This is a genomic window from Alishewanella sp. d11 (assembly GCF_049390205.1).
Taxonomy (GTDB): Bacteria; Pseudomonadota; Gammaproteobacteria; order Enterobacterales; family Alteromonadaceae; genus Alishewanella.
The window spans coordinates 1,377,187-1,401,708 of the sequence record NZ_CP186547.1 but is presented as its reverse complement, the minus strand read 5'-3'; the positions used below and the strand labels follow the sequence as shown (position 1 = coordinate 1,401,708).

Genomic DNA, 24,522 nt, shown 5'->3' with positions numbered 1-24,522 from the left:
TGCCAAAAAAAACGCCCCGCTGCAAGCAGCGGGGCGGCTAAATAAAGCCTACTTTCACGATATCAGTGGCATAAGCGCACCAATTGGAAAGATAGAATATCTTACCTCTGTACCCTACAGCTCAAATTTTAGCTATTTTCTGAGCGATTGCAAGGATTTTTTGTAATAAAACTACAAAAAGTGGCTTTTAAGCCACTCCTATGGGCTCTTATGTAGTTTTATTACTGCTATTTTGCTTAGTGCGCCTCATCCCAATTGCTACCATAGCCTGCTTCAGCTAACAATGGCACACTCAGTGTTGCAGCGCTGGCCATAATGGCTTTCAGTTCAGCACAAACACTCTCTACATCTGCTTGATTTACTTCAAACACCAGTTCATCGTGTACTTGCATGATCATTGTCACTTTATCGCTGGCGTGTTGCTCGATCCAAGCTTGCACTTTAATCATCGCTAGTTTAATGATGTCGGCTGCAGTGCCTTGCATCGGTGCATTTATCGCTGCGCGTTCAGCGGCTTTTTGCCTAGCCATATTACGGGTATTGATATCCGGTAAATACAAACGACGGCCAAATAAGGTTTCAACATAGCCTTGTTCATGCGCTTGTTTTCGGGTTCTTTCCATATAATTTAGTACGCCGGGGAAGCGTTCAAAGTAAAGATCGACATAATGCTGCGCTTCACTGCGCGCAATACCAAGCTGTTTGGCGAGTCCAAAGGCCGACATGCCATAAATTAAACCAAAGTTGACCGCTTTAGCTCGGCGGCGTTGCTCACTGCTAACCTCTTCCACCGCTACGCCAAACACTTCGGCTGCGGTTGCTTTATGCACATCCAGCCCTTTAGCAAACGCATCGAGCAGCGCCTTATCTGCTGAAAGATGCGCCATTATCCTTAGCTCAATTTGCGAATAGTCGATGGCCATAATCAGCTTGCCAGGTGGTGCGATAAAAGCTTGACGGATCCGGCGGCCTTCTTCGGTACGGATCGGAATGTTTTGCAAATTCGGTTCAGTAGAGCTCAAACGACCTGTTGCGGCAACGGCCTGATGATAAGAAGTATGCACTCGACCTGTTGCCGGGTTAACCATTTTCGGCAGTTTATCGGTGTAGGTAGAGCGTAATTTACTTAAACCACGATGTTCGGTGATCAGTTTCGGGAATTCATACTCTAGCGCAAGCTCAGCTAACACCTCTTCAGCCGTCGAGGGGGTACCGCTGGGGGTCTTTTTCAATACAGGTAATTGCATTTGCTCGAACAAAATTTCCTGTAACTGTTTTGGTGACGCTAAATTGAATTCCTTTCCTGCTGCGGCATAGGCTTGTAGCTCAAGTTCTTTGATTCGCAGACTCAGTTGCTCGCTTTGTTTTGCTAATAACTGGCTATCGATCAATACGCCATGGCGCTCTATCGTGGATAAGATAGTAATGAGCGGTAGTTCAATATCGGTGAGTACTTGTGCCAGTTTTTCGTCTTGAGACAACTGAGGCCAGAGCGTTTGATGTAGACGCAAGGTGACATCAGCATCTTCTGCCGCATATTCGGCTGCTTTTGCTAGCTCAATTTGATTGAAGGTAAGTTGTTTAGCGCCTTTGCCCGCCAGATCCTCAAAACTAATCGTATTATGCCCGAGATACTTTAATGCCAGACTATCCATATCGTGACGTCCAGCCGTAGAGTTCAGCACATAGGATTCCAGCATGGTATCAAAGCGCACACCCTGCAAGTTGATCTGATAGCGGGCTAACACGCTTTGATCATACTTCATATTCTGGCCAACTTTGGCCTTGTTGGGGTTTTCCAGCCAAGGTGTAAGTTTGCTTAGAACATGGCTGCGGTCCAGTTGTTCTGGGGCGCCAAGATAGTCATGGGCAACTGGCAGATACCAGGCTTTGCCTGCGGCAGTGGCAAAAGACAAGCCAACCAGTTCGGCTTGCATATAATCCAGACTGGTTGTTTCGGTATCAAAAGCGGTCAGCTCGGCTTGATCTAACTGCGCGAGTAGCGCTTGGAAATCGGCCTCAGTCAGCACAGTTTGGTACTGGCTACGATCAAGAATTTGCCGCACTTCCGCTATTGATGATTCGCTCTCAATACTTTGAACGGCTGCTGCCGGTGCGGCTTCGGTTACAGATTCATCTGTACTTAGCACCTCAGCCAGCCAGCGTTTGAATTCACATTCACGATACAGCTCGGCGAGTGATTGGCGATCTACCGGTTTAATCGTTAAATCGTCTAACTGGTAAGGTAAGGGCACATCGCATTTAATCGTCGCCAATTGGTAGGAGAGTAGCAGTTGTGCTTTATGTTCGGCTAATTTGGCTGGCATGGTTTTAGCGCCACGAAAGCTTAATGTCGCAACCTGATCAAGTTGTTGATAAATCTGCTCGATAGAGCCTAGGCCTTGTAATAAAGCGGCAGCAGTTTTTTCACCCACACCGGGTAGGCCTGGGATGTTATCTACCTTGTCACCCATTAATGCCAGATAATCGATAATTAATTCAGGACCTACGCCAAATTTTTCTTGTACCGATGTCGGATCGAGCAAGGTATTGGTCATGGTATTAATCAGCGTAACATGCTGATCAACTAACTGCGCCATGTCCTTATCACCGGTTGAAATAAGGGTGTGTCGGCCAGCCGCACTGGCCTGTCGCGCTAATGTACCAATTACATCATCTGCTTCAACGCCACTAATACAAAGCAAAGGTAAGCCCATCGCTGCAATAATTTTATGTAAAGGTGCGATTTGGCTACGCAGATCATCAGGCATCGGCGGTCGATGCGCTTTGTACTCGCTGTACATGTCATTGCGAAAGGTAGGGCCTTTGGCATCGAAAACGACAGCCATTTGTGTTGGCTTGTACTGTTTCAACAAGCTTTTTAGCATATTCACAACGCCATAAATAGCGCCGGTGGCCTCACCTTTGGAGTTTGTTAAGTGCGGCGGTGAGTGATAGGCACGAAATAAATATGAAGAACCGTCAACCAAAATTAACGGATTTGTCGGGATATAAACCATGATAATTGTTCCTGCAACGCTTTAACGAATAGCATGCCACAGCTGATAGGTTACAGCTAGCTGAACAAGGAGAGAAAACTGACGCGGTGGTGGGGGAAAGCTGTGGATAACTTTGTGCAAAACTAATAACTAAGTGCTACTCAATAATACATTGAATAGGTTGGTTGGTTTTTAAATGTTTGTTTTTAAAAGAGAAAAAGAGGTGACTGCAAGAGCTCTTATTCTTATTGTTTTTTATTTCTAATGTGGAAAACGCTTTATTGTCCTGCTAGCTATTCTGTGTGAAAACATAAAAATAATATCTAGCAGGTCGAACAGATTACCACATTACAAATTTTTGCCCAGTACAAATTTAAAAAATTTAAAAAATTTTTACTGCTGTATTTTTAGTTAAAATAGGTACGTGTGCAGTAAGTCGAACCACAAAAGTCAATTTCACCGGAAAGCTGCTGCAACAATAACCAACTGATCTTCCGTTTTTGTCCAGATGCAGGCTATAATGACATGAAAATTTCATGGCTTTCAGTACAGGATCGATAATATGAAAAAATTGACACTAGCAGTAGCACTGTTGCTGACCACTCTCGGCGTAAATGCCAGCGCTGACAAGGATGCTGACGCTATCGCCAAACGTATTGCGCCTGTTGGACAAGTGTATTTAGCGGGTGCAGCACCCGCTGTTGCGGCACAAGCTGCAGGTCCACGTACTGGTGAGCAGGTATATCAAACAGCATGTTTTGCTTGCCATGGTACCGGTGCGTTAGATGCGCCTAAGCCGCAGTCTGCAGATTGGCAGCCAAGAATAGCCCAAGGTTTTGATGTTATGCTTAAACACTCGATTGAGGGTATTCGCAATATGCCTGCAATGGGGACTTGTTCAACCTGTTCTGAAGACGAAATTGCCGCAGCAATTCGTTTTATGACAGACGGCGTTTAAACCTTATTGTATAAAAACACCGCGCTTGTCGCGGTGTTTTTGTTGAATAGCTAGCCCTCATTCAATTCGAAAAGCCATTTAATTCAATGTTTTTTCAGCTAACGCTTCCATGTGCATAAACTTTGTGCATAATAGTCCTTTAGAACTATTGCTCAGATTAGTGTTTTTATCGCAACGGAATAGCGGGATTGAATAATCAACAAACACTCCAACACCTCCTTAACCGAGCGTCAAGCAGAATAAGACGTTTGCTAATACTGCTTGAGCGCTATAAAGAAGCCTATACCATTCAGGGGGCTTTGTTACAACTATCCGAGCTTGCCAGTCATATAAGCGATATGGCTGATTTCTATCCTGCCATTCATAAGATGGTTTCAGAGCATTTGCACGCTGAAAATTTTTATGTGGTGTTATATGACAGTGCTACTGAGACATTCCGTCTGCAGTATTTTTCAGATGAAAAAGATCAACAGCTGATCAGAACTATTCCCAATAGTGCGTTTTCTCGTGGGCTTACTGGCTATGTTGCACGTCAGCAACAGCCATTGTTATGTGATGCTCAACAATTTCAAGATTTAGTGGCCTCGGGTGAAATTGAGGCTCAAGGCTCACCTTCAGCACACTGGATGGGCATTCCGCTATGGCGCTCAGGTAAGGTGATTGGTGTTATGGCAGTGCAATCCTATGATCACCAATTTGGCTATGATGAACAGGATCTTAAGTTATTTAGTAATATCGCGGCTCACACCGTAATCGCGTTAGATCGCGTGCGAAGTCGTGAACTCTTGGAAGCGACCGTTAAAGAGCGTACTGAGCAGTTATTACAAATTAACGACTCTTTGCAAAAAGAAATTAAAGAACGTAATCATGGCGAGCAATTGCAGGCTGCGCTTTACAAGATTTCTGAACTGACAGCCAGTAGTCAGGATATGCAAACCTTTTATAAAGCGATTCACACCGTGCTGTGTGGTTTGATGCCGGCGGAGAACTGTTATATTGCTTTGCTGGATGCTGAGCAGTCCAAGCTTACTTTCCCTTTTTACATCGATCAGTTTAGCCCCGCTGCTCGCGATAGACCTTTAGGTCGTGGTTTTACCGAATATGTGATTCGCCGTGCGGAAGCGAAATTAATTAATTCTGAGCAAGCCAATGCGTTAGCTGAACAAGGTGAGATCTGTCGCGGTTTAACCGGTTTAGAGCAATTTGGTAAGCTGTCAAACAGTTGGTTAGGTTCCCCTCTGAAAATTGAGCATAAAGTGATCGGAGTGATTGCCGTACAATCCTATGAAAGCGATTATCAATATTCAGAACAAGAGCTATCCATTATGCGCTTTGTATCACAGCATATTGCGGTGGCCATTCAGCGCAAGCTTGCGGCTGAAAAGCAGAAGCTGCACCAGGAAGAGCTGGAGCGTAAGGTATTTGAAAGTACTCGTGAATTACGCCAAACCAATTTATTTTTGCGTTTACAGGTGGAAGAGCGGAAGAAAGCGGAACAAAAGCTGTTTTACGATGCTAATCACGATGTATTAACCGGTTTGGCTAACCGACAAATGTTTCTGCAGCAACTCAAGCAACAGTTTGCGTTGAATAAACGCTTACCGCAATCTGGTATGGCACTGTTATTCCTTGATTTAGATCGGTTTAAACTAATCAACGACTCTTTAGGCCATCATATTGGCGATGCTTTTTTAATTGAAAGCAGTAAGCGTTTGCAAAGTGCCGTACGTGAACATGATGTGGCCGCACGCTTTGGTGGTGATGAATTTGTGGTAATGTTGCTTAATTTACAGTCTCAACTAGATGCAGAAGAGATAGCACAGCGTATTATTGATAAGTTTCGCCAGCCGTATCTGTTAGATAGCCATACCGTACAATCGGGTGTCAGTATTGGCATCGCGCCTTATCATGCTGAATATCATCACGCCGACGCGATGTTACGTGATGCCGATGCTGCCATGTACCACGCTAAAGCCTTGGGGCGAGGCCGTTACGTGGTATTTGAACCCAGTATGCGCGATCAAATGCTAAAAGCTTTAAATGCCGATTAGTTTTACGTTCAGGCTAGGTCTTATTTAACATTTGTCTTAGTCTGGCAATATTTGCCAAGCCAGTTTGTTGGCGTTGCTCTTCGGTTTTCGGTTGATTGGGCTTTTGCCATTCTAAATCATCTTGCGGCAGTTCAGTTAAAAAGCGACTTGGCTCCGGCCGAATAACTTCGCCAAACTGGCGGCGCTCTCGGGCATACGTAAAAATGAGCTCCCGCTGTGCCCGAGTAATGCCTACGTAAGCTAAACGACGTTCTTCTTCCACATTATCTTCGTCTATGCTGGTTTGATGCGGCAAAATGCCTTCTTCCATCCCCACCATAAACACAAACGGAAATTCTAAGCCCTTAGACGCATGTAAGGTTAATAGCTGCACTTGATCGGCATTATCTTCCTGCTCTTGCCGTTCTAACATATCGCGTAAACAAAGTTTACTCACCACCTCTGCTAACGGTAATGCCGGCTCATCGTCTTTACCCTCCAGCATCTCAGTGATCCAGCGATATAATTCATTGACGTTTTTCAACGCCATTTCAGCCGCTTTGGGGCTAGGACTGGTTTCAAACAGCCAGGCTTCGTAATGACTTTGCCGGATTAAATCACGAATGGCTTCTGTCGGCTCAGCTCGCAGTGCATTCTCGGCCAATTGGGCTATCCACTGTGCGAATTGCTGCACCGCCTGCAAACCTCTGGCAGGTAAGTGGTTGGCGAGCTCTGGATGGCAGCAAGCAGCAAATAAGCTGATATGTAGCTGATTGGCTAAGTTACCCACTTTCTCTAAGGTAGCATGGCCAATTTCGCGGCGAGGCACATTGATGATCCGTAGTAAGGCGTTATCGTCGTCCTGATTTACCAACAAGCGCAAATAGGCCATGATATCTTTAATTTCGCTGCGGGAAAAAAACGAGGTGCCACCGGAAATCCGATAGGGGATGCGGTTTGTCATCAAGGATTTTTCAAATACCCGGGATTGATGATTACCACGATATAAGATGGCATAGTCACGATAATGGCTACGATTAGTAAAGCGATGCGAGATAATTTCGGCTACCACTTTTTCTGCTTCGTCTTCTTCGTGTTTACAAGGCAAAACTTTAAGCGGTACACCGTAGCCATTCACACTAAACAGTTTTTTTTCAAACTCGTGAGGGTTATTGGCAATTAAAATATTGGCGGCTTTTAAAATGCGTTCGGCCGAACGGTAATTTTGTTCCAGTTTGATCACGTTAAGCTCGGGAAAATCTTTTTTCAGCAATACCAAGTTTTGTGGCCGAGCGCCACGCCAAGAATAAATCGATTGGTCGTCGTCGCCGACTACCGTAAAACGACGCCGCTCGCCAACTAGCCATTTCACTAATTCATACTGGCTGGTATTGGTATCTTGATACTCATCCACCAGTAAATAGCGGATTTTATGCTGCCAGCGTTCCCGCGTTTCCGGATTATGTTGAAACAACAAGGTAGGCAGCATAATCAGATCGTCAAAATCAAACGCATTACAGGCTTTAAGCATATTGCTGTACTGTTGATAATAGTTGGCAAGGCTTATGCTGTCGGCATCTTGTGCCTGCTGTAAGGCTAAGGCTGGCAGTGTAAGATCATTTTTCCAGCTGGAGATTTTGCTTTGTAGGGCTTTAAGTAAGTCTTTATCGCCGTTGTAGTCGTTTTCCGTGAGTTGCTTTAGCAGCCCCATACTATCTTGATCATCGAATAAGCTAAAGTTAGCTTTATACCCTAGCTGGCGGTATTCTTTTTTTAGAATATCTAGCCCTAAGGTGTGGAAGGTCGATATTGTTAGGCCGCGAGTGGCTGTTTTTGGTAACTGCGCATTTATTCGTTCGCGCATTTCGCGTGCGGCTTTATTGGTGAAGGTGACAGCGGCGATATGTCGTGCTGGCATTTCGCATTGCTGAATCAGATAAGCAATTTTATTAATAATCACCCGCGTTTTACCGCTACCGGCACCTGCCAGCACGAGGCATGGTCCGGAGATAAACTTTACTGCTGCGTCTTGCTGGGGATTTAATTTCATGCACTCACCTTTACACTTGGGCGGGTATTGTAACGAAATTTAGCATCAAATAGCATTGGCGATTGCAGATTTGGGAGTAGAATAGGGTTAAGTTATCAGTTTAAGCTTATAGCACCTTTAGGTGCTCGAGGAGAGTAAGATGATCGATCCGAAGAAAATTGAAGAAATTGCCAAACAAATTGGCAATGCCATTCCGCCACAAGTGAGGCAATTTGCGGATGACGTTGAAGCTAAAGTAAAGCAAGTATTACAAGCTAAACTGGCGGATTTAGATTTTGTTAGTCGTGAGGAGTTTGATGTGCAGCGTCAGGTGTTGTTACGTACTCGCGAGAAAGTGGAACAGATGGAGCAACAACTTGCGGCATTAATGGCAGAAAAAACCGCAGACGATACCAAGATCCAGTCATTTGAGGCAACTGGGTTACCTTCGTCAGATCAACAATAATACTACCCCCACCTAGTTATAACAGACTGGGTGGGGGTCTAACGTCATAGGTTGTTAGCTTTTATGCTGCGCAACCTTCAATATTTCGGTTAACCCGGCAACGGCACCACCAATGTTCGCCAGCTCTGCAGGCACGATCATGGTGTTGTTGGTTTTAGCAAGGTTACCAAATTCTTTAACGTACTGTTCGGCAACGCGCAAACTAACCGCTTCTTGTCCACCGGGCTGATTAATGGCTTCAGCGATCTCGCGAATACCTTGTGCTGTTGCGACTGCGATCAGTTCAATTTCGCGCGCGCGGCCTTCCGCTTCGTTAATCTGCCGCATCTTGTCACCTTCAGACAGGTTAATCACTTCCTGCTTTTGGCCTTCAGACACATTGATCATCGCTTGCCGCTCTCCCTCAGACTTCGCAATGGCTGCACGACGCTCACGCTCAGCACGCATTTGCTGTTCTAGCGCATCTTTAATACTGAGAGGTAATTCAATATCGGCAATTTCATAACGTAATACTTTTACACCCCATGGCGATGCTGCTTCATCTAAAGCTTTAACCACTTCTTCGTTAATTTTTGCCCGCTCTTCAAAGGTTTTATCTAAATCGGTTTGACCAATCACCGAGCGCATGGTGGTTTGTGCCAATTGCGCGGCGGCATAGCGATAATTGTTAATACCATAACTGGCTTTATGTGGGTCAATTACCTGAATATACAAAATACCGTCAATCCCTACCTGAATGTTGTCTTTAGTGACACAGGTTTGGCGTTGCACATCAATGACTTCTTCTTTTAAGGTATGGATATAGGCCACTTTGTCGATAAATGGGATCAAAATATGAAAACCAGAATCTAGGGTGCGAGAGTATTTACCAAGTCGTTCAATGACATAATTACTTCGTTGCGGAACGACGCGAGCTGATTTGAAAATAGTAATAACAACGGCTAATGCAAAACCGAACGTTAAAATGGTTTGAATATCCAATGTTTCCATCTTGAGTCCCTCTATGGTTAATTATTTTGCTGTATTTCACGGCTAACAACTAACAGGATGCCTTGATTAGCCGAAACGTGAGCCACTTCGCCGGCTTTAAGATCATCGTTAGATTGCGCATCCCATTGCACGCCATTCAGTAACACTCGGCCTTGTCCCTGCTGAAAATCAGTGAGCACGGTAACTCTATCACCAATATCTTGGCGCAGGGTGCTGGGGTGCTCGTTGCTGTCAGCCGTATAACCGACAAACCAACTCTTAAAGCGCCCACGAGCAGTAAAGAGTAACACTAGGCTGATCACGCCAAACACCGAGTACTGTGCGCTAGCGGATTCAATTAAGCCTAAGTGCAATAATATGCCGACGATAATCGCTGCTATCCCCAGAAACACGGCAACGATGCTGGTTGCCAGTAATTCGGTTAAAATCAGCACAATACCGACGATGATCCAAATCATTGCTATGCTCAAACAATACCTCCACTTTTCTTTAAGCCAATGTGGCTAGTTTAGCGATAATGCTCAATGTGAGTAACTATTGATTTACAAAAAATGTAAGCAAATGTAACTACTGGCCTGCTAAGTACGAGTCTAGAATTTGCAAAAAACTTAGCACGGTTTCAACAACTTGATGATAAAAAGCCACATCGACTTTATCGGCGGTATCTCGCGGTGTATGGTAATCATCATGGTCGGCCACACCAAAGTACATAAAAGGCACTCCCTGTTGATGGAACACACCATGGTCTGAGCTTAGCGTCCAATCCTGCGTATTACCAGCCAGATACCAAGGACGATCATGTGCAGGTAACAGTTTTACTGCGCTTTGTGGTTGCAACTGATCTATGAGCGGTAATAGCCAAGGGTGGTGGTAAGTGCCTACTGCGAATAACAGTTGGTGGGTATCGCGGCTTAGCATATCAATGTTGATATTAAAGGCCAGCTGCTCAGGCTGCAATAAACCGGTGCGGAAGAGCGCTACTGCACCTTGTAAACCTTTTTCTTCACTATCCAACGCTACAAATAAGATAGGGTGTTGTAAGGGATTTTGCTTGAAATAGCGTGCCAGTTCCAACATTGCCGCCACGCCAGAAGCGTTATCATCGGCGCCATAAAAAATGGTATCGCCATGCATCCCCAAATGATCATAATGTGCAGTAAGTATTAAAGGCTTTAAGCCGGGTACTGTACCAGGTAGCAATCCAAGCACATTCGCGGCATTGTCAACGCCTGGAATAGTCGGATTTCTGCCTCTTAACCAACGACTGAAAGAAAAATGTTCTTTCACACTATAAGGGTGGAAAAACCCTTCTGTGCCTGCCGGTGTTAAGCCAATATCAGCAAATTGCGCGGCAATCCACTCTCTGGCAGCAATACCGCCAGGTGTGCCGGGGGCTCGACCTTGGCGTTCAGCAGCGGCTAGCCAATGTAAGTCAGCCATCAATTGTTCGCTATTTATGCGCTCTAAGCTCGCGGGGGCAACCTGAGTAGGCGTGATAAGTTTGATACGCTCGGCTTCTAATGCGGTTAGCTGTTCAAGCCACATAGGTTTTAGTACAACATAACTTAAGGTTATGACAACCAAAATTATTAGGCTGGCGATATAGCGCTTTTTCTTTAAAAACATCATTTTTCCTTCACAGTTCCCTAAACATACACACTGTGGATTAGTGTATTGCCAATCACGCCTTCTGCTAGATGCGTGTAAATGCTAGAAGATGATAAACTAACGATTGCCGAAGGGGTAATTGGTAACCGCCGTTGTGGCTTTACTATAACAGGTTCAAAAAATCACAATCTATGTTTACAGAGTATTTATTTGTGTACGGTACTTTGCGCCGTGCGGCACAGCATCCTATGCACCTAAGCATGCTGCGCTTTGCTGAGTTTATGGCTGATGGGCATGTGACTGGACAACTCTACAGTGTTGGATCCTATCCTGCATTAATTCTGAAAACACCTAGCTTTAAGGTTAAAGGTGAACTGTTCAGAGTGCTGGATGCTGATAAACTATGGTCGTTACTTGATCAATATGAAGGTATTGGCCAAGGTTTTGCAGAGCCTTACGAATACCGTAAAGCTCAGGTTAGCGTTACCACAGTGGAGGGTGAGCATTATTTAGCTACGACCTATCTGTACAATAGGGACGTGACAGATTTAAGGTTACTACCGCATGGTGATTTTTTAGCTGACAGCTAAACTGCTTATTGCGCTGCAACAATTTTAATTTCAATGCGCCAATGCGGATCGGCCAGTTTTGCAGCAACAGTAGTGCGCGCGGGTGCTTTACCTGCGGGCAACCAAGCATCCCATACCTGATTCATGGCAGCATAGTCGGCTAAGTCTGCTAGAAAAATAGTCGCGTCTACCAGTTTTCCTTTATCACTAAAACAGCGCTCTAAAAGAGTCTCTACTTGCCTTAGTACGTTTTCAGTTTGTGTTTTAATATCCGAAGCTGGAGTATCGGGAACCATACCCGCACAAAAAATTAAGCCATTCACAATGACCGCTTCTGAATATCGGCCAGTTGTATCAACGCGTTGTAAACTCATAAGCACCTCCGTCAACTATTTTTAGTTTAGCAGTTGCTGTTGGTAAATAGCAAAATGCAATCGAACCGAGTTTTAATTACTTATTGGAATAAAGAAGAGAGATCCATTCTTTTACCTATCACCATATGGATGGCTAAAATGCAGCGAATATATTATTGCAGGATATCTTATGCTTTTATCTTCACTTGTGGCGCAGGCCAGTCCGCTTTCGGAACAGCAGGTTGCGCAATTGCAGGGCTTAGTTAGTCAGCTTAATCCTATTCAGCAAGCTTGGGTCAGCGGTTATTTGGCCGCCAGTGCGCAGCTAGCGGGACAAAACATTAGCGCGGCCCCTGCTGCGGTTGTCGCCCCTGCAGCTACCTTAACCATTTTATTTGGTTCGCAAACCGGTAATGCTAAGCATGTCGCACAAGATATTGGTGATGCAGCTAGCGCTAAAGGCTTTACCGTTAAAGTGCAAGATTTAGCAGAGTACAAAGCGACCAATTTAAAAAATGAACGCTATTTGGTGATTGTCACCTCGACGTATGGTGAAGGTGAGCCGCCAGAAAATGCCATCAGCTTTTATAACTATTTGTTTAGTAAAAAAGCCCCGCAATTACCCGAGTTACGCTATGCCGTGTTGGGCCTTGGCGATACCAGTTACGAGTTCTTCTGCAAAACGGCGCAAGATTTTGATCAGCGTTTGGCCGAGTTAGGCGCTAAAGCGGTAATTGCGCGTGCTGATCTGGATGTAGACTATGCCGCTGCCGCGGCAACTTGGCAGCAAAACCTGATTACGACGTTAGAGCCTGAGTTTGCTAAAGCGCCGGCCGCTTCAGCAGAAGTAATTACTTGGCCAGGTGCAACCCAAACGGCCGCTGCAGTAAGCGTCTACAACAAACAGCAACCTTTTACTGCTGAGTTATATACCAATCAGAAAATTACTGGCCGTGACTCCAGCAAAGACGTAAGGCATATTGAGATCTCGTTGGCCGGTTCAGGGTTAACCTATCAACCCGGTGATGCGCTCGGTGTCTATTTTAGTAACGATCCAGCTTTAGTGCGCGAGCTGTTACTATTAACGGGAATTGCCGGTGATACGCCAGTAGATGTTGCCGGCCAAAAATTCACCGTCACGCAGGCATTAACGGACGAATTAGAGTTAACGCAATCTTACCCGGCTTTTGTCGACAAATACGCCAAAGCGAGTAATAACGCAAGCTTACTCAGCTTGTTAGCCGATAAAGTTGCGCTGCGCGCTTATCTGGCCGATCGGCAAATTATCGATATTGTGCGCGAGCATCCGGCGCTAATCAGTGCCCAGCAGCTGATCGATGCGCTGCGTAAGCAACAGCCACGCTTGTATTCTATTGCGTCGTCGCAAGCTGAAGTGGCAGACGAAGTGCATTTAACCGTGGGTGTAGTGCGTTACGATGCCTTTGGTAAGCCGCACTTAGGGGGTGCTTCTGGCTTCTTAGCCGAGCGTATAGCCGCAGGTGGCAGCATTAAGGTCTTTGTTGAGAGCAACAATAATTTCCGTCTGCCAGAAAATGATGACACTCCAATACTAATGATTGGCCCAGGCACCGGTATAGCGCCATTCCGCGCTTTTTTACAAGAGCGTGATGCACGCGCAGCCAGTGGTAAAAACTGGTTGTTTTTTGGTAACCCGCACTTTACCCAAGATTTCCTGTATCAGGTAGAGCTGCAAAATTACTTAAAACAAGGCTTACTCACTAAGTTAGATGTGGCCTTTAGCCGCGATACCGCCGAAAAAGTCTATGTACAGCATAAATTATTAAAACAGGCTGCTGAGGTATGGCAATGGTTAGAGCAGGGCGCACACCTGTATATTTGTGGTGATGGCGCACGCATGGCCAAAGATGTCCATCAGGCACTGTTAACCATTATTCAGCAGCAAGGCGGCAAAGATGAAAAAGCTGCCCAACAGTATTTAGATCAGTTACGTATAGCTAAGCGCTATCAGAAGGATGTGTATTAATGAGCCAGTATCCAATTAATCCTGATTTTGTGGCGCAGGGCAAACTGTCGGATAACGAACGTTTAAAAGCTGAAAGCGAACATTTACGGGGCACTATTACCACAGATCTCAAAGATGAGATCACCGGTGGCTTTACCGGCGATAACTTTATGATGATCCGCTTTCATGGCATGTACCAGCAAGATGACCGCGATATTCGGGCGGAGCGTGCGGCGCAAAAATTAGAGCCGCTGCACAATGTGATGCTGCGTGCTCGGATGCCTGGTGGCATTATTACCCCGGCGCAATGGCTGGCTATTGATAAGTTTGCTGGCGAGCAAACTATGTATGGCAGTATTCGCTTAACTACCCGACAAACTTTTCAGTTTCATGGGGTGTTAAAACCGAATATCAAACCTATGCACCAGTTTTTACATCAGATTGGTATCGATTCGATTGCTACCGCTGGGGATGTGAACCGGAATGTGCTTTGTACTTCTAACCCGGTGGAAAGTGCGCTGCATCAAGAGGCCTATCAGTGGGCTATTAAAATCAGTGAGCATTTATTGCCGAAAACCCGCGCCTATGCCGAGATTTGGTTAGATGAAGAGAAAGTCGAAACCACAGAAACCGAGCCGGTACTGGGTGATACCTATTTACCGCGTAAGTTTAAAACCACGGTAGTAATCCCGCCACATAATGATGTCGATGTGCATGCGAACGATTTAAACTTTGTGGCTATTGCCGAAGACGGCAAACTGATTGGCTTTAACGTACTGGTGGGTGGCGGTTTAGCCATGACCTTTGGCGATACCTCTACCTATCCGCGCCGTGCCGAAGAACTGGGCTTTATTAGCCTAGAACATGTGCTGAAGGTGGCTGAGCATGTAGTGACAGTGCAGCGTGATTATGGTGATCGGGTAAATCGCAAAAATGCCAAAACTAAATATACTATTGATCGCATAGGCGTTGATAATTTCCGCAGCGAAGTGGAAAAGCGCGTCGGTGTGGCCTTTGAGCCGGTAAAACCTTACGAGTTTACTAGCCGTGGCGATCGTTTTGGTTGGGCAGAAGGCATTGATGGCAAACATCATCTCACTTTATTTATTGAAAATGGTCGGGTGCTGGATTTCCCGGGTAAGCCGCTTAAAACCGGTTTGGCCGAAATTGCCAAAATCCATCAGGGCGATTTACGGATGACAGCGAATCAAAACCTGATTATTGCTGGTGTGCCAACAGCGCAAAAAGCGCACATTGAGCAGTTAGCCCGGCAATATGGCTTGTTGGATGAGACCCATAGCGAGCAGCGGAAAAACTCGATGGCTTGTGTGTCTTTCCCAACCTGTCCACTCGCCATGGCCGAAGCCGAGCGCTATCTGCCTGAGCTGGTGACCAAAATTGAAGCTTTGCTAAGCAAAAACGGTGTGGATGATGATCATATCGTGCTGCGTGTTACCGGCTGCCCGAATGGTTGCGGCCGAGCCATGTTAGCTGAAGTGGGCTTAGTGGGGCGCGCACCGGGTAAATACAATGTGTATTTAGGCGGTAATAAAGTAGGTACCCGCATTCCAAAGCTATTCCTTGATAATGTGGCCGAGCCGGAAATTTTAAGCCAGCTTGATACGCTAATTGGCCGTTGGGCAAATGAGCGCGAGACAGGCGAGTGTTTTGGTGATTTTGTGGTGCGAGTGGGCATAGTTGCTGAAGTCAAAGTATCCAAAACTGATTTTCATGCTTAAGTAGTTATGGTTCTGTGGCGGTAAGTAACCGGGTGAGGGAAGTAAATATGAATGTTGTAGCTGAAGATTACCGCATGATTTTGCAACAGGATAGCGCCACCCAACAGCAGTGGCTGGATGAGATAAATCAGCTGTTAACCCCGCTCAGTGCCAACGAGCGGGTGCGTTGGGCGCTGGGACATTTACCAGCGAGTCCTATGCTCAGCTCTAGCTTTGGCATTCAGGCCGCAGTAATGCTGCATCTGGTCACGCAGCAGCAAGCGGATCTGCCGGTAGTGCTAACGGATACTGGCTATTTATTCCCAGAAACTTATCAGTTTATTGATCAGTTGACCGAGCGGCTTGGGTTGAATTTGCAAGTCTATCGCGCGGCACTTAGCCCACAGTGGCAAGAGGCGCGTTATGGTCAATTATGGTTAACGGCTGAGGGCACCAAGCAATATAACCAGCTAAACAAAGTGGAACCCATGCAGCGTGCTTTATATGAACTAAATGTCGGCACTTGGTTTACTGGGCTACGCCGAAGCCAAAGCAGCACCCGTGCCAATAAAGCTATTGTTGAAATCAGCCGTGGCGTGGTAAAGGTGCAGCCGATTATCGACTGGAGCAGTAAAGATGTGTTTTATTATTTAAAAGAACACAACCTGCCCTACCATCCATTGTGGGAGCAAGGCTATTTATCGGTCGGTGATACCCATTCTACCGTGAAATTTGAACCTGGGATGAGCGAAGAAGATACACGTTTTAATGGCTTTGGTCGCGAATGTGGCTTGCATATTGATGGTGATGGTATCTAACCAGTAACCGCCACCTGAGAACCGATTATCAGATCTGAATAAACGTAGTATTTTTTTGCAGAAACTAACACAATGTCCAAAAATCGGCCATAGTAATTAGAAATAATAACAATAGGCCGTTTAGCTTATATGAAGTGGTTTTGCGCTATCCTTTTTGGTTTGATGTGTTTTGGGAGCAAGGCTGAGTCGTTGGTCATGTATACCGAGCATTTCCCGCCTTATAGTTTTGAACAAGATAATAAAATTACTGGGTTAAATGCCGAACTGGTTCGACGCAGTTGCGAGTTAGCTAACATTACCTGTGATTTTCAATTATTGCCTTGGCTAAGAGCTTTTGATGCTGCACAAAAAGATCCTCAGGCTGGATTGTTCTCGACATCTCGCAACCCACAGCGTGAAGAACTCTTTCAATGGATAGGCCCCTTAGCACATTCAAATGCGCATATGTACTGGTTAAAATCCCGTTCTGATGTTGCTCCGCGTTCGTTAGAAGAAGCCAAAAAGTTTATTGTCGGGGTTGCTCGTGGCGATGTTTATGAGATCTACTTACAAGATCAAGGCTTTGAAGTGGATGTAAACTTATTACGTTTTAATAGCAAAGCAGATGCCGTATTACCTTTCTTGCACGGTAAATTGGATTTATTAATTGCCTCTGAACTCATCTTGCCCGTCTGGTTGGCTGAACATCAACACAGCGTTACAGCGGTAGAGGCAGTAGTCAATCTATCAGAAATCGGACATAACTATTTAGCATTAAATAAACAGATTTCCCCTGAGATCCGACAGCGTTTACAAGCCGCTTTAGACGAATTACATAAAAATGGCGAATTTACGCAATTATCCCAACAGTTTCTTACGCCAGCGCAATAATCCCGACACATAAATCTCAGAAAATCATCCACTCCCATTGAAATATGCTGTGATTGCCCTAATTTCAAAGGCAACCAAAACGAACTTTTATGCTGATTACTGGTCTTTTGGGGCGCTTCAGCGTATAAACTAATCGTAAGATTTATCAATTAAAGCGATTAGGATGATTTGTTTTATTCGTTTTAAAAATACTACAGGTCTGGGTAAACTGGCCTCAGTTGAAACACAACATGTTTTATTAACCCAAAGGAGCAAGACAATGTCTTCTATTATCAATACCAAAATCAAGCCGTTCAAAGCTACTGCATACCATGATGGTAAATTCGTTCCTGTAACGGATCAGGACTTACTGGGCAAATGGTCTGTTGTTTGCTTCTACCCAGCTGACTTCACGTTTGTATGTCCTACAGAACTGGGCGACCTAGCTGATTTTTATGCTAAGTTCCAAGAGATTGGTGTAGAAGTATACTCAGTATCAACTGACACGCACTTCACTCACAAAGCGTGGCACGATGCGTCTGAGACCATCAAGAAAATCAACTACCCAATGATTGCTGACCCAACGGGCGCTATTACTCGCAACTTTGGTGTGATGATTGAAGAAGAAGGTTTAGCATTACGCGGTACTTTCGTAATCAACCCAGAAGGCGTAATCAAAGTTTGTGAAATCCACGACTTAGGTATCGGCCGTTCAGCTGCTGAGTTGTTCCGTAAAGTACAAGCGGCTCAGTATGTAGCTAACCACGATGGCGAAGTATGTCCAGCTAAATGGACTCCAGGCGAAGCGACTTTAGCACCGTCTTTAGACTTAGTTGGTAAAATCTAATTTTGCGAAAACATGCAGGCAACTGCAGTGTGATTAGCTAGTTACAGCCTCTTCGTGAAGCTGTAACCCAGCTTCACACTGCCAAACGTAAGTTTGGTTTCTGGCCGGCGCCAATGCCGGCCTGATCCCCCCTGCTTTGCTGCTATGCGAAAACCCGAATTTTTGAGGAAGAAAGCGTTATGTTAGATACTAACCTGAAGCAACAATTAAAAACTTATCTGCAGAACCTGAAAACCGAGGTTGAGCTGGTGGTATCTTTAGACGAGAGCGCCAAAGCAACCGAAGTAAATCAGTTGGCAAATGATATTGCCGAATTATCGAATTTAGTGACTCTGCGTCGTGATGACAGTGTTGCAGAGCGAAAGCCTGCTATGTTAGTGCGCTCAGTTGCGAAAAATACCCATATTACTTTTGCCGGTGTACCACTAGGCCACGAGTTTACTTCTTTAGTACTGGCCTTACTGCATTCAGGTGGTCACCCCATCAAAGTAGAAGCGGATCTGATTGAGCAGATCAAAAACATTAGCGGTAGCTTTAAGTTTGAGACCTATGTGTCATTAAGCTGCCAGACTTGCCCAGAAGTAGTGCAAGCATTGAATATTATGTCGGCCATTAACCCAAACATTACTAACGTGATGATTGATGGCGCTATGTTCCAAGACGAAGTTGCCGCGAAAAACATTATGGCGGTACCGTCGGTTTATCTAAATGGCGAGTTGTTCTCACAAGGTGCCATCACCTTAGAGAAAATTATCCAAAAAATTGATGTCAACGCCGAGAAACGTCAGGCTGAAGCACTAAAAAATAAAGCTGACTTTGATGTGTTAGTCGTCGGTGGTGGCCCAGCAGGTGCCGCAGCCTCTATTTACTCAGCCCGTAAAGGTTTAAACACCGGTATTGTGGCAGAGCGTTTTGGCGGTCAAGTAGCTGATACCGTAGGTATTGAAAACTTTATTTCAGTGCAATACACCGAAGGTCCTAAGTTGGTTGCTGGCTTAGAAGCTCATGTACGTGAATATAACGTTGATATTATGAATAACCAGCGTGCCGTTAAGCTAAGCAAAACCGATAAGGTGGAGTTAGAGCTGGCGAATGGTGCGGTGTTAAAAAGTAAAACAGTGATTTTAAGCCCTGGTGCGCGCTGGCGCGAAATGAACGTACCCGGCGAGCAGGAATACCGTGGTAAAGGTGTGGCGTATTGTCCACACTGCGATGGCCCGCTGTTTAAAGGCAAAAAAGTTGCGGTTATTGGTGGCGGTAACTCCGGTATCGAAGCTGCGATTGACCTAGCTGGTATTGTTGAACATGTAACTGTGCTGGAATTTGCTGCTGAGCTGCGTGCCGATGCAGTACTGGTGAAAAAAGCCAACTCGATGGGTAATATCACCATTATCACTGAAGCGCAGACGACTGAAGTGACCGGTGATGGTACGCGCGTTAACGGTATTAATTATACCGATCGCAAAACGGGTGAAGCCAAACGTATTGAGCTAGCTGGGATCTTTGTACAAATTGGTTTAGTGCCGAATACCGAGTGGTTACGTGGTGCGGTAGAGTTGTCTCCTCGTGGCGAAATTATTGTTGACGAGCGCGGTCAAACTTCAGTACCTGGTGTGTTTGCTGCTGGTGATGCAACCACTGCCCCATACAAGCAAATTATTATTGCCATGGGCGCGGGTGCCAATGCTTCACTAGGGGCTTTTGACTACTTGATCCGTCAATAAGCCTTGTTGTTCTGCAGGTTAACAGCGCACTGCGGTTAGCCTGAGCGTTACCCCTTCATAGCGTGGGATACTCTCTCATCCCTGTTGGCGGCATCTTTGGATGCCGCCTTTTTTATATCTGGGTATAAATAATTAGGTTTTTGATAGCCTTTAGTTATAACTGAGCATCATTTGCTATTTCCGCATTTTACATAAGCTAGTTAAGCTAACACCCTATTGATGTTGTTTTGCTTGGAGCCACCGGCTGTGCAGTATTTACCCCTGTTCGTTAAACTCACTGATAAACCCGTGCTGATTGTGGGTGGTGGCAGTGTGGCGCTGCGTAAAGCTGGCACTTTGCTTAGTGCTGGCGCTAAGCTTAGCGTGATTTCTCCCGAGTTTGCACCGGAGTTTTTAGCCTGGCAAGCCGAAGGCAAAGCTGAGTTACTGCAAGGCTACTTTGAACCCCACTTGCTGGACGGTAAGTTGTTGGTGATTGCTGCCACCGATAATGACGACGTGAATGCCGCTGTGTTTGAGGCGGCTACGGCGCGTAATATGCTGGTGAATACGGTAGATGATCAGCCTAAATGCGGTTTTATCTTCCCGTCGATTATCGATCGCAGCCCAATTTTAATTGCGATTTCCAGTTTTGGTACTGCGCCTGTGCTGGCACGTCGCCTGCGTGAAAAGTTAGAAACCTTATTACCACAGCATCTTGGGCCTTTAGCAGAATTAGTCGGTCGTTTTCGGGATAAAGTAAAAGCCAAGTTTCAAGGCTTTGCCGCGCGGCGACAATTTTGGGAGCGGGTGTTTGACTCTGAGGTTGTGCGGGAGTTAGAAGCGAATCGCCCTGCTGCTGCCGAACAACGATTAGCCGATTTATTAGAAACCCAACCGGCTCGTGAAGGCGAGGTGTGGATTGTCGGTGCTGGCCCTGGTGATCCAGAGCTATTAACCTTAAAAGCGCTGCAGCTGATGCAACAGGCCGATGTAGTGGTTTATGATTATCTGGTGTCGCCACAAATTATGGAGCTAGTGCGCCGCGATGCCGAGCGGATTTGCGTCGGTAAAAAAGCCGGCGCGCATTCTATGCCGCAGCAAGATACCAATGCGCTCTTGGTGCAATTGGCTAAGGCAGGGAAAAAAGTCTGTCGTTTAAAAGGCGGCGATCCTTTTATCTTTGGCCGTGGCGGCGAAGAAATTGAAGCGCTGTTACCAGAACAGATTCCGTTTCAGGTGGTACCAGGTATTACCGCAGCCGCCGGCTGTGCTGCCTATGCGGGTATTCCGTTAACGCATCGCGATCATGCACAAAGTGTGCAGTTTGTAACGGGGCATTGTCGAAAAGCTGGTGATGAACCAGACTGGCATAGTATGAGCCGGCCCAATCAAACACTGGTGATCTATATGGGGATTATCAAAGCGGCAGATATTCAGCAGCAGCTGTTAGCGGCCGGACGTGCAGCCGACACACCGTTAGCCATTATTGAAAACGGTACCCGTCGCGAGCAACGCGTGGTTACCGGCACCTTAGCCGAACTTGCCTTGCTGGTAGCACAACAGCAAGTGGTTTCGCCAGCGTTATTGGTGATTGGCGAAGTGGTAAGTTTACAGTCTAAGTTACATTGGTATGGACAACGCCCCAAAGCTGCGGTGTTTGCCCAGCCATTAACCAATCTGGCCTAAGTGCCTTTAATGTCACCTGTACTGGAACGAGTTTAGCCGCTAAGCTAGCAAAGAATCATTAGGTAAAGACCATGAACCAAGCGCCTACAAATAACCATATAAAATGGCAAAGCTATCAAATTGACGCAGCAAAGCGTGCCGCAATCAAAGGTCATCAAAGTACCGTATTATGGTTTACTGGCTTAAGTGGCTCGGGTAAATCCACGGTGGCCAATGCCTTGGAACAAGCCTTAGTGGCGAAAGGTATCCATACCTATTTGCTCGATGGCGATAATGTACGTCATGGTTTATGTGCCGACTTAGGCTTCAGCGAAGCCGATCGTACCGAAAACTTACGACGGGTGGGTGCAGTCGCAGGGCTGATGGTCGATGCTGGACTTTTGGTGCTAAGCGCCTTTATCTCGCCCTATCGCAGCCAGCGCGAGTTGGTTAAAAGCCTAGTTCCGTCAGGCAAGTTTTTAGAAATCCATATCGCAACGCCGCTAGAGGTCTGTGAGCAGCGTGATGTAAAAGGTTTATACAAAAAGGCGCGCGCCGGCGAAATTCGCCAGTTTACCGGCATTTCCGATCCTTACGAAGCACCCTTGGCACCGGATCTAGTACTTAATACCGCCGAAAGCACGCTGGAGCAAAGCGTTGAGCAGTTGCTAGCGTTATTGGTAGATAAAGGTGTGATATGCAATTTTTAAACAGTATAATTGAAATTGCCGAACAAGCAGGCCAAGCTATTTTGGATGTTTATCAGCAAGATAGCAGTAACTTTAATATTACCGACAAAGCGGATGCTTCGCCACTGACTGCGGCAGATCTAGCCGCTCATCAATTGATTGTTAAAGCCTTAACCGCACTCACTCCAGATACGCCCATTTTATCGGAAGAAGCAGCCGATATTAGCTGGGCAATAAGACAACATTGGCAACGCTATTGGTTGGTCGACCCCTTAGATGGCACCAAAGAGTTTATAAAGCGTAATGGCGAGTTTACCGTCAATATTGCCTTAATTGAGCACGGCGAGCCGATCCTTGGCGTAGTGCATGCCCCAGTGCTGGGTAAAACGTACTTTGCAGCAAAAGGGCAGGGCGCCTATTTAAAAACTGCCGCAGAGATAAAGCCGATTCAGGTAAGTCCTACGCCAGAGGTGGTAAGAGTGGTTGGCAGTCGAAGTCATCCAAGCCCAGATCTCGCTGACTATCTTACACGCTTTCCACAACACGAAATGGTACCGGTGGGCAGTTCGCTCAAATTTTGTTTGGTAGCGGAGGGGGCTGCCGATATTTATCCACGTTTTGGCCCAACGATGCAATGGGATACTGGCGCGGGTCATATCGTAGCAACAGAAGCGGGTGCTAGCGTACGTTTTGAAGGGCTGGCACAAGCTGTTTATCAACGGGAAAGCTTATTAAACCCATACTTTGTGGTTTCGGCTATTGATGCGTAACCCCCTCTCTCTCTGAATTGCCAATGACTGTGGGACTAAACGCAAAAGTTAGTTACACTACCAGTCTGTAGCGTGTGTTGTTGTGTTTTGGGTATACCTATGCGCAGCGTAAAAACACTTAGTAAACCTCAACACAGCCTCATAACCATAGGTGACTTATGCGTTTAGATAAATTTATATGTGATTGCACCGGCCTAACTCGTTCGCAAGCCGGTAAAAGTGTGCGCCAAGGGTTAGTAACGATCAATGGCGAGCTGGTTAAACAAGCCGCGCGCCAAGTTGCAGACTCGGATACCGTAATGCTGGATGGTACTGAACTTAAGCTCATTGGTTTACGCTATTTTATGCTGCATAAACCTGCGGGTTTTTTATGTGCCAATGATGATCCTGAGCATCAGACCGTGTTCACCTTATTAGACGAGCCTTTAGTTGAACGTTTACACACCGTGGGGCGGCTGGATCTCGATACAACGGGTTTGCTACTGATTACCGATGATGGTCAATGGTCGCATCGTCTTTCCTCACCTAAGCATCATGTCGCCAAAACCTATCGCGTTTGGACCGCTGATCCTATTCCTACTGAAGCTATCAGTCAGTTTGCTGAGGGGATTATGCTGCGCGGCGAAAAAGACCCTACCAAACCGGCCGAGCTTGAAATTGTGGGCGAACAAGAAGCGTTGCTAACGATTCATGAAGGGCGCTATCACCAAGTAAAACGGATGTTTGCGGCTATAGGAAATAAAGTTGAGCAATTACACCGTGAGCGAATTGGAGGCTTGCAACTGCCTGAAGATTTGGCAGAAGGAGAATATAGGATATTAGCCCCAAGCGAGCTAAAAGCACTTATTAATTAGTGAGCAATAATAAATTAAACTATTTTTCATTATCGTTGCAAAAAATTGTTGACGAATAACCTGTTGCTGGATTAGTTTCCCATCGCGGGAATTACGCACAAATAAAATGGAGATGGAAAAATGAAAGTAGCGTTATTAGCAGCAGCGTCAGTGTTAACCTTTTCAATGGTTACAGCTCCAGCTGTGCATGCACAACAAAAAGTAAACCCATGGAAGCAATGTGGTATTGGCGCAATGATTTTTGACGATAATGGCACTGCGGCTGCGCTGTCGAATGTGATCTGGGACTTAGGTACAACAGCTGTATCTTCAAATGTCAGCTCACAAGATTCTTGTAATGGTTTAAAAGTTGCTGCTGCTGAATTTATTAATAGCACTATCACAAACATTGAAGAAGAAACTGTTATTGGTGAAGGCCAGCATTTAACGGCAATGTTAAACTTAATGGGTTGTGAAGCCTCAGCGCATTCTGCAATTATTGAGGAAGTACGTGCTGATTTAGACGTTACAATCACTGATAACTCAAGCAAAGCACAAGCTTATTATTTACAGCTAGATAATACTATTTCTAGCAAATTTGCAGCTCAGTGTCAGATTATCTAACTTATTGCTTTTAATTA

Annotated in this window: 21 protein-coding genes; 15 read left to right on the top strand and 6 right to left on the bottom strand. The window is 45.7% G+C overall.

Annotation, left to right across the window (positions count from 1 at the left end; translation table 11 throughout):
• Nucleotides 1-236: 236 nt before the first annotated feature.
• Nucleotides 237-3,020, bottom strand: coding sequence for a DNA polymerase I (polA, locus tag ACO1PK_RS06320; RefSeq protein ID WP_423187827.1), 2,784 nt, complete (start codon nucleotides 3,018-3,020; stop codon nucleotides 237-239).
• Nucleotides 3,021-3,561: 541 nt separating this feature from the next.
• Between polA and ACO1PK_RS06315 the strand changes: the two genes are divergently transcribed.
• Nucleotides 3,562-3,957 carry a c-type cytochrome gene (locus tag ACO1PK_RS06315; RefSeq protein ID WP_423187826.1) on the top strand — a complete coding sequence of 132 codons (396 nt, stop codon included), beginning with the start codon at nucleotides 3,562-3,564 and terminating at the stop codon, nucleotides 3,955-3,957.
• 248 nt (nucleotides 3,958-4,205) lie between these two features.
• Nucleotides 4,206-6,008 carry a diguanylate cyclase domain-containing protein gene (locus ACO1PK_RS06310; protein WP_423187825.1) on the top strand — a complete coding sequence of 601 codons (1,803 nt, stop codon included), beginning with the start codon at nucleotides 4,206-4,208 and terminating at the stop codon, nucleotides 6,006-6,008.
• 13 nt (nucleotides 6,009-6,021) lie between these two features.
• Here ACO1PK_RS06310 and rep read toward each other — a convergent pair whose 3' ends face one another.
• Nucleotides 6,022-8,037 carry a DNA helicase Rep gene (gene rep / locus ACO1PK_RS06305; protein ID WP_423187824.1) on the bottom strand — a complete coding sequence of 672 codons (2,016 nt, stop codon included), beginning with the start codon at nucleotides 8,035-8,037 and terminating at the stop codon, nucleotides 6,022-6,024.
• A 139-nt stretch (nucleotides 8,038-8,176) separates the two neighbouring features.
• Here rep and ubiK point away from each other — a divergent pair, with 139 nt between their 5' ends.
• Nucleotides 8,177-8,482: a ubiquinone biosynthesis accessory factor UbiK gene (gene ubiK, locus ACO1PK_RS06300; protein WP_423187823.1), complete on the top strand. Its 306-nt coding sequence runs from the start codon at nucleotides 8,177-8,179 to the stop codon at nucleotides 8,480-8,482.
• Between the two features lie 54 nt (nucleotides 8,483-8,536).
• On the opposite strand, the gene ACO1PK_RS06295 is transcribed toward ubiK, so the two are convergent.
• The 3 genes from ACO1PK_RS06295 to ACO1PK_RS06285 form a co-directional block, all read right to left on the bottom strand.
• A complete protein-coding gene (locus ACO1PK_RS06295; protein ID WP_423187822.1) occupies nucleotides 8,537-9,472 on the bottom strand; it encodes an SPFH domain-containing protein in 936 nt (311 codons plus the stop codon).
• A gap of 17 nt (nucleotides 9,473-9,489) precedes the next feature.
• Nucleotides 9,490-9,942, bottom strand: coding sequence for an NfeD family protein (locus ACO1PK_RS06290; protein WP_423187821.1), 453 nt, complete (start codon nucleotides 9,940-9,942; stop codon nucleotides 9,490-9,492).
• Nucleotides 9,943-10,039: 97 nt separating this feature from the next.
• Complete coding sequence (locus tag ACO1PK_RS06285; RefSeq protein ID WP_423187820.1) at nucleotides 10,040-11,101, bottom strand: M20/M25/M40 family metallo-hydrolase; 1,062 nt, start codon at nucleotides 11,099-11,101, stop codon at nucleotides 10,040-10,042.
• A gap of 170 nt (nucleotides 11,102-11,271) precedes the next feature.
• Here ACO1PK_RS06285 and ACO1PK_RS06280 point away from each other — a divergent pair, with 170 nt between their 5' ends.
• Entirely contained in the window at nucleotides 11,272-11,670 is a 399-nt protein-coding gene (locus tag ACO1PK_RS06280; protein ID WP_423187819.1) for a gamma-glutamylcyclotransferase family protein, read from the top strand.
• A gap of 5 nt (nucleotides 11,671-11,675) precedes the next feature.
• Here ACO1PK_RS06280 and ACO1PK_RS06275 read toward each other — a convergent pair whose 3' ends face one another.
• Entirely contained in the window at nucleotides 11,676-12,023 is a 348-nt protein-coding gene (locus tag ACO1PK_RS06275) for a RidA family protein (protein ID WP_423187818.1), read from the bottom strand.
• Nucleotides 12,024-12,192: 169 nt separating this feature from the next.
• Here ACO1PK_RS06275 and ACO1PK_RS06270 point away from each other — a divergent pair, with 169 nt between their 5' ends.
• The 11 genes from ACO1PK_RS06270 to ACO1PK_RS06220 all read left to right on the top strand — a co-directional run bounded on the left by ACO1PK_RS06270 (nucleotide 12,193) and on the right by ACO1PK_RS06220 (nucleotide 24,505).
• Entirely contained in the window at nucleotides 12,193-14,007 is a 1,815-nt protein-coding gene (locus tag ACO1PK_RS06270) for an assimilatory sulfite reductase (NADPH) flavoprotein subunit (RefSeq protein ID WP_423187817.1), read from the top strand.
• Nucleotides 14,007-15,725 (top strand): assimilatory sulfite reductase (NADPH) hemoprotein subunit, encoded by a 1,719-nt coding sequence (gene cysI, locus ACO1PK_RS06265; RefSeq protein WP_423187816.1) that lies wholly within the window; start codon nucleotides 14,007-14,009, stop codon nucleotides 15,723-15,725. Before ACO1PK_RS06270 ends, cysI begins: the two co-directional genes overlap by 1 nt.
• 47 nt (nucleotides 15,726-15,772) lie before the next feature.
• The gene (locus ACO1PK_RS06260) at nucleotides 15,773-16,522 is read left to right on the top strand and encodes a phosphoadenylyl-sulfate reductase (RefSeq protein WP_423187815.1); all 750 of its coding nucleotides are present in this window, start codon (nucleotides 15,773-15,775) and stop codon (nucleotides 16,520-16,522) included.
• Nucleotides 16,523-16,651: 129 nt separating this feature from the next.
• Complete coding sequence (locus tag ACO1PK_RS06255; protein ID WP_423187814.1) at nucleotides 16,652-17,392, top strand: substrate-binding periplasmic protein; 741 nt, start codon at nucleotides 16,652-16,654, stop codon at nucleotides 17,390-17,392.
• A gap of 259 nt (nucleotides 17,393-17,651) precedes the next feature.
• On the top strand, nucleotides 17,652-18,218 hold the full coding sequence (gene ahpC / locus ACO1PK_RS06250) for an alkyl hydroperoxide reductase subunit C (protein WP_423187813.1): 567 nt from the start codon (nucleotides 17,652-17,654) through the stop codon (nucleotides 18,216-18,218).
• Nucleotides 18,219-18,397: 179 nt separating this feature from the next.
• Nucleotides 18,398-19,942 carry an alkyl hydroperoxide reductase subunit F gene (ahpF, locus tag ACO1PK_RS06245; protein WP_423187812.1) on the top strand — a complete coding sequence of 515 codons (1,545 nt, stop codon included), beginning with the start codon at nucleotides 18,398-18,400 and terminating at the stop codon, nucleotides 19,940-19,942.
• Nucleotides 19,943-20,188: 246 nt separating this feature from the next.
• Nucleotides 20,189-21,610, top strand: a complete 1,422-nt coding sequence (gene cysG / locus ACO1PK_RS06240) for a siroheme synthase CysG (RefSeq protein WP_423187811.1) — start codon at nucleotides 20,189-20,191, stop codon at nucleotides 21,608-21,610.
• 71 nt (nucleotides 21,611-21,681) lie between these two features.
• Nucleotides 21,682-22,299, top strand: coding sequence for an adenylyl-sulfate kinase (gene cysC, locus ACO1PK_RS06235; RefSeq protein WP_423187810.1), 618 nt, complete (start codon nucleotides 21,682-21,684; stop codon nucleotides 22,297-22,299).
• A complete protein-coding gene (gene cysQ / locus ACO1PK_RS06230; protein ID WP_423187809.1) occupies nucleotides 22,287-23,048 on the top strand; it encodes a 3'(2'),5'-bisphosphate nucleotidase CysQ in 762 nt (253 codons plus the stop codon). The genes cysC and cysQ overlap by 13 nt, the downstream gene beginning before the upstream one ends.
• Before the next feature lie 158 nt (nucleotides 23,049-23,206).
• The gene (gene rsuA / locus ACO1PK_RS06225) at nucleotides 23,207-23,902 is read left to right on the top strand and encodes a 16S rRNA pseudouridine(516) synthase RsuA (RefSeq protein WP_423187808.1); all 696 of its coding nucleotides are present in this window, start codon (nucleotides 23,207-23,209) and stop codon (nucleotides 23,900-23,902) included.
• A 120-nt stretch (nucleotides 23,903-24,022) separates the two neighbouring features.
• Nucleotides 24,023-24,505, top strand: coding sequence for a DUF3015 family protein (locus ACO1PK_RS06220; protein ID WP_423187807.1), 483 nt, complete (start codon nucleotides 24,023-24,025; stop codon nucleotides 24,503-24,505).
• Nucleotides 24,506-24,522 lie beyond the last annotated feature (17 nt).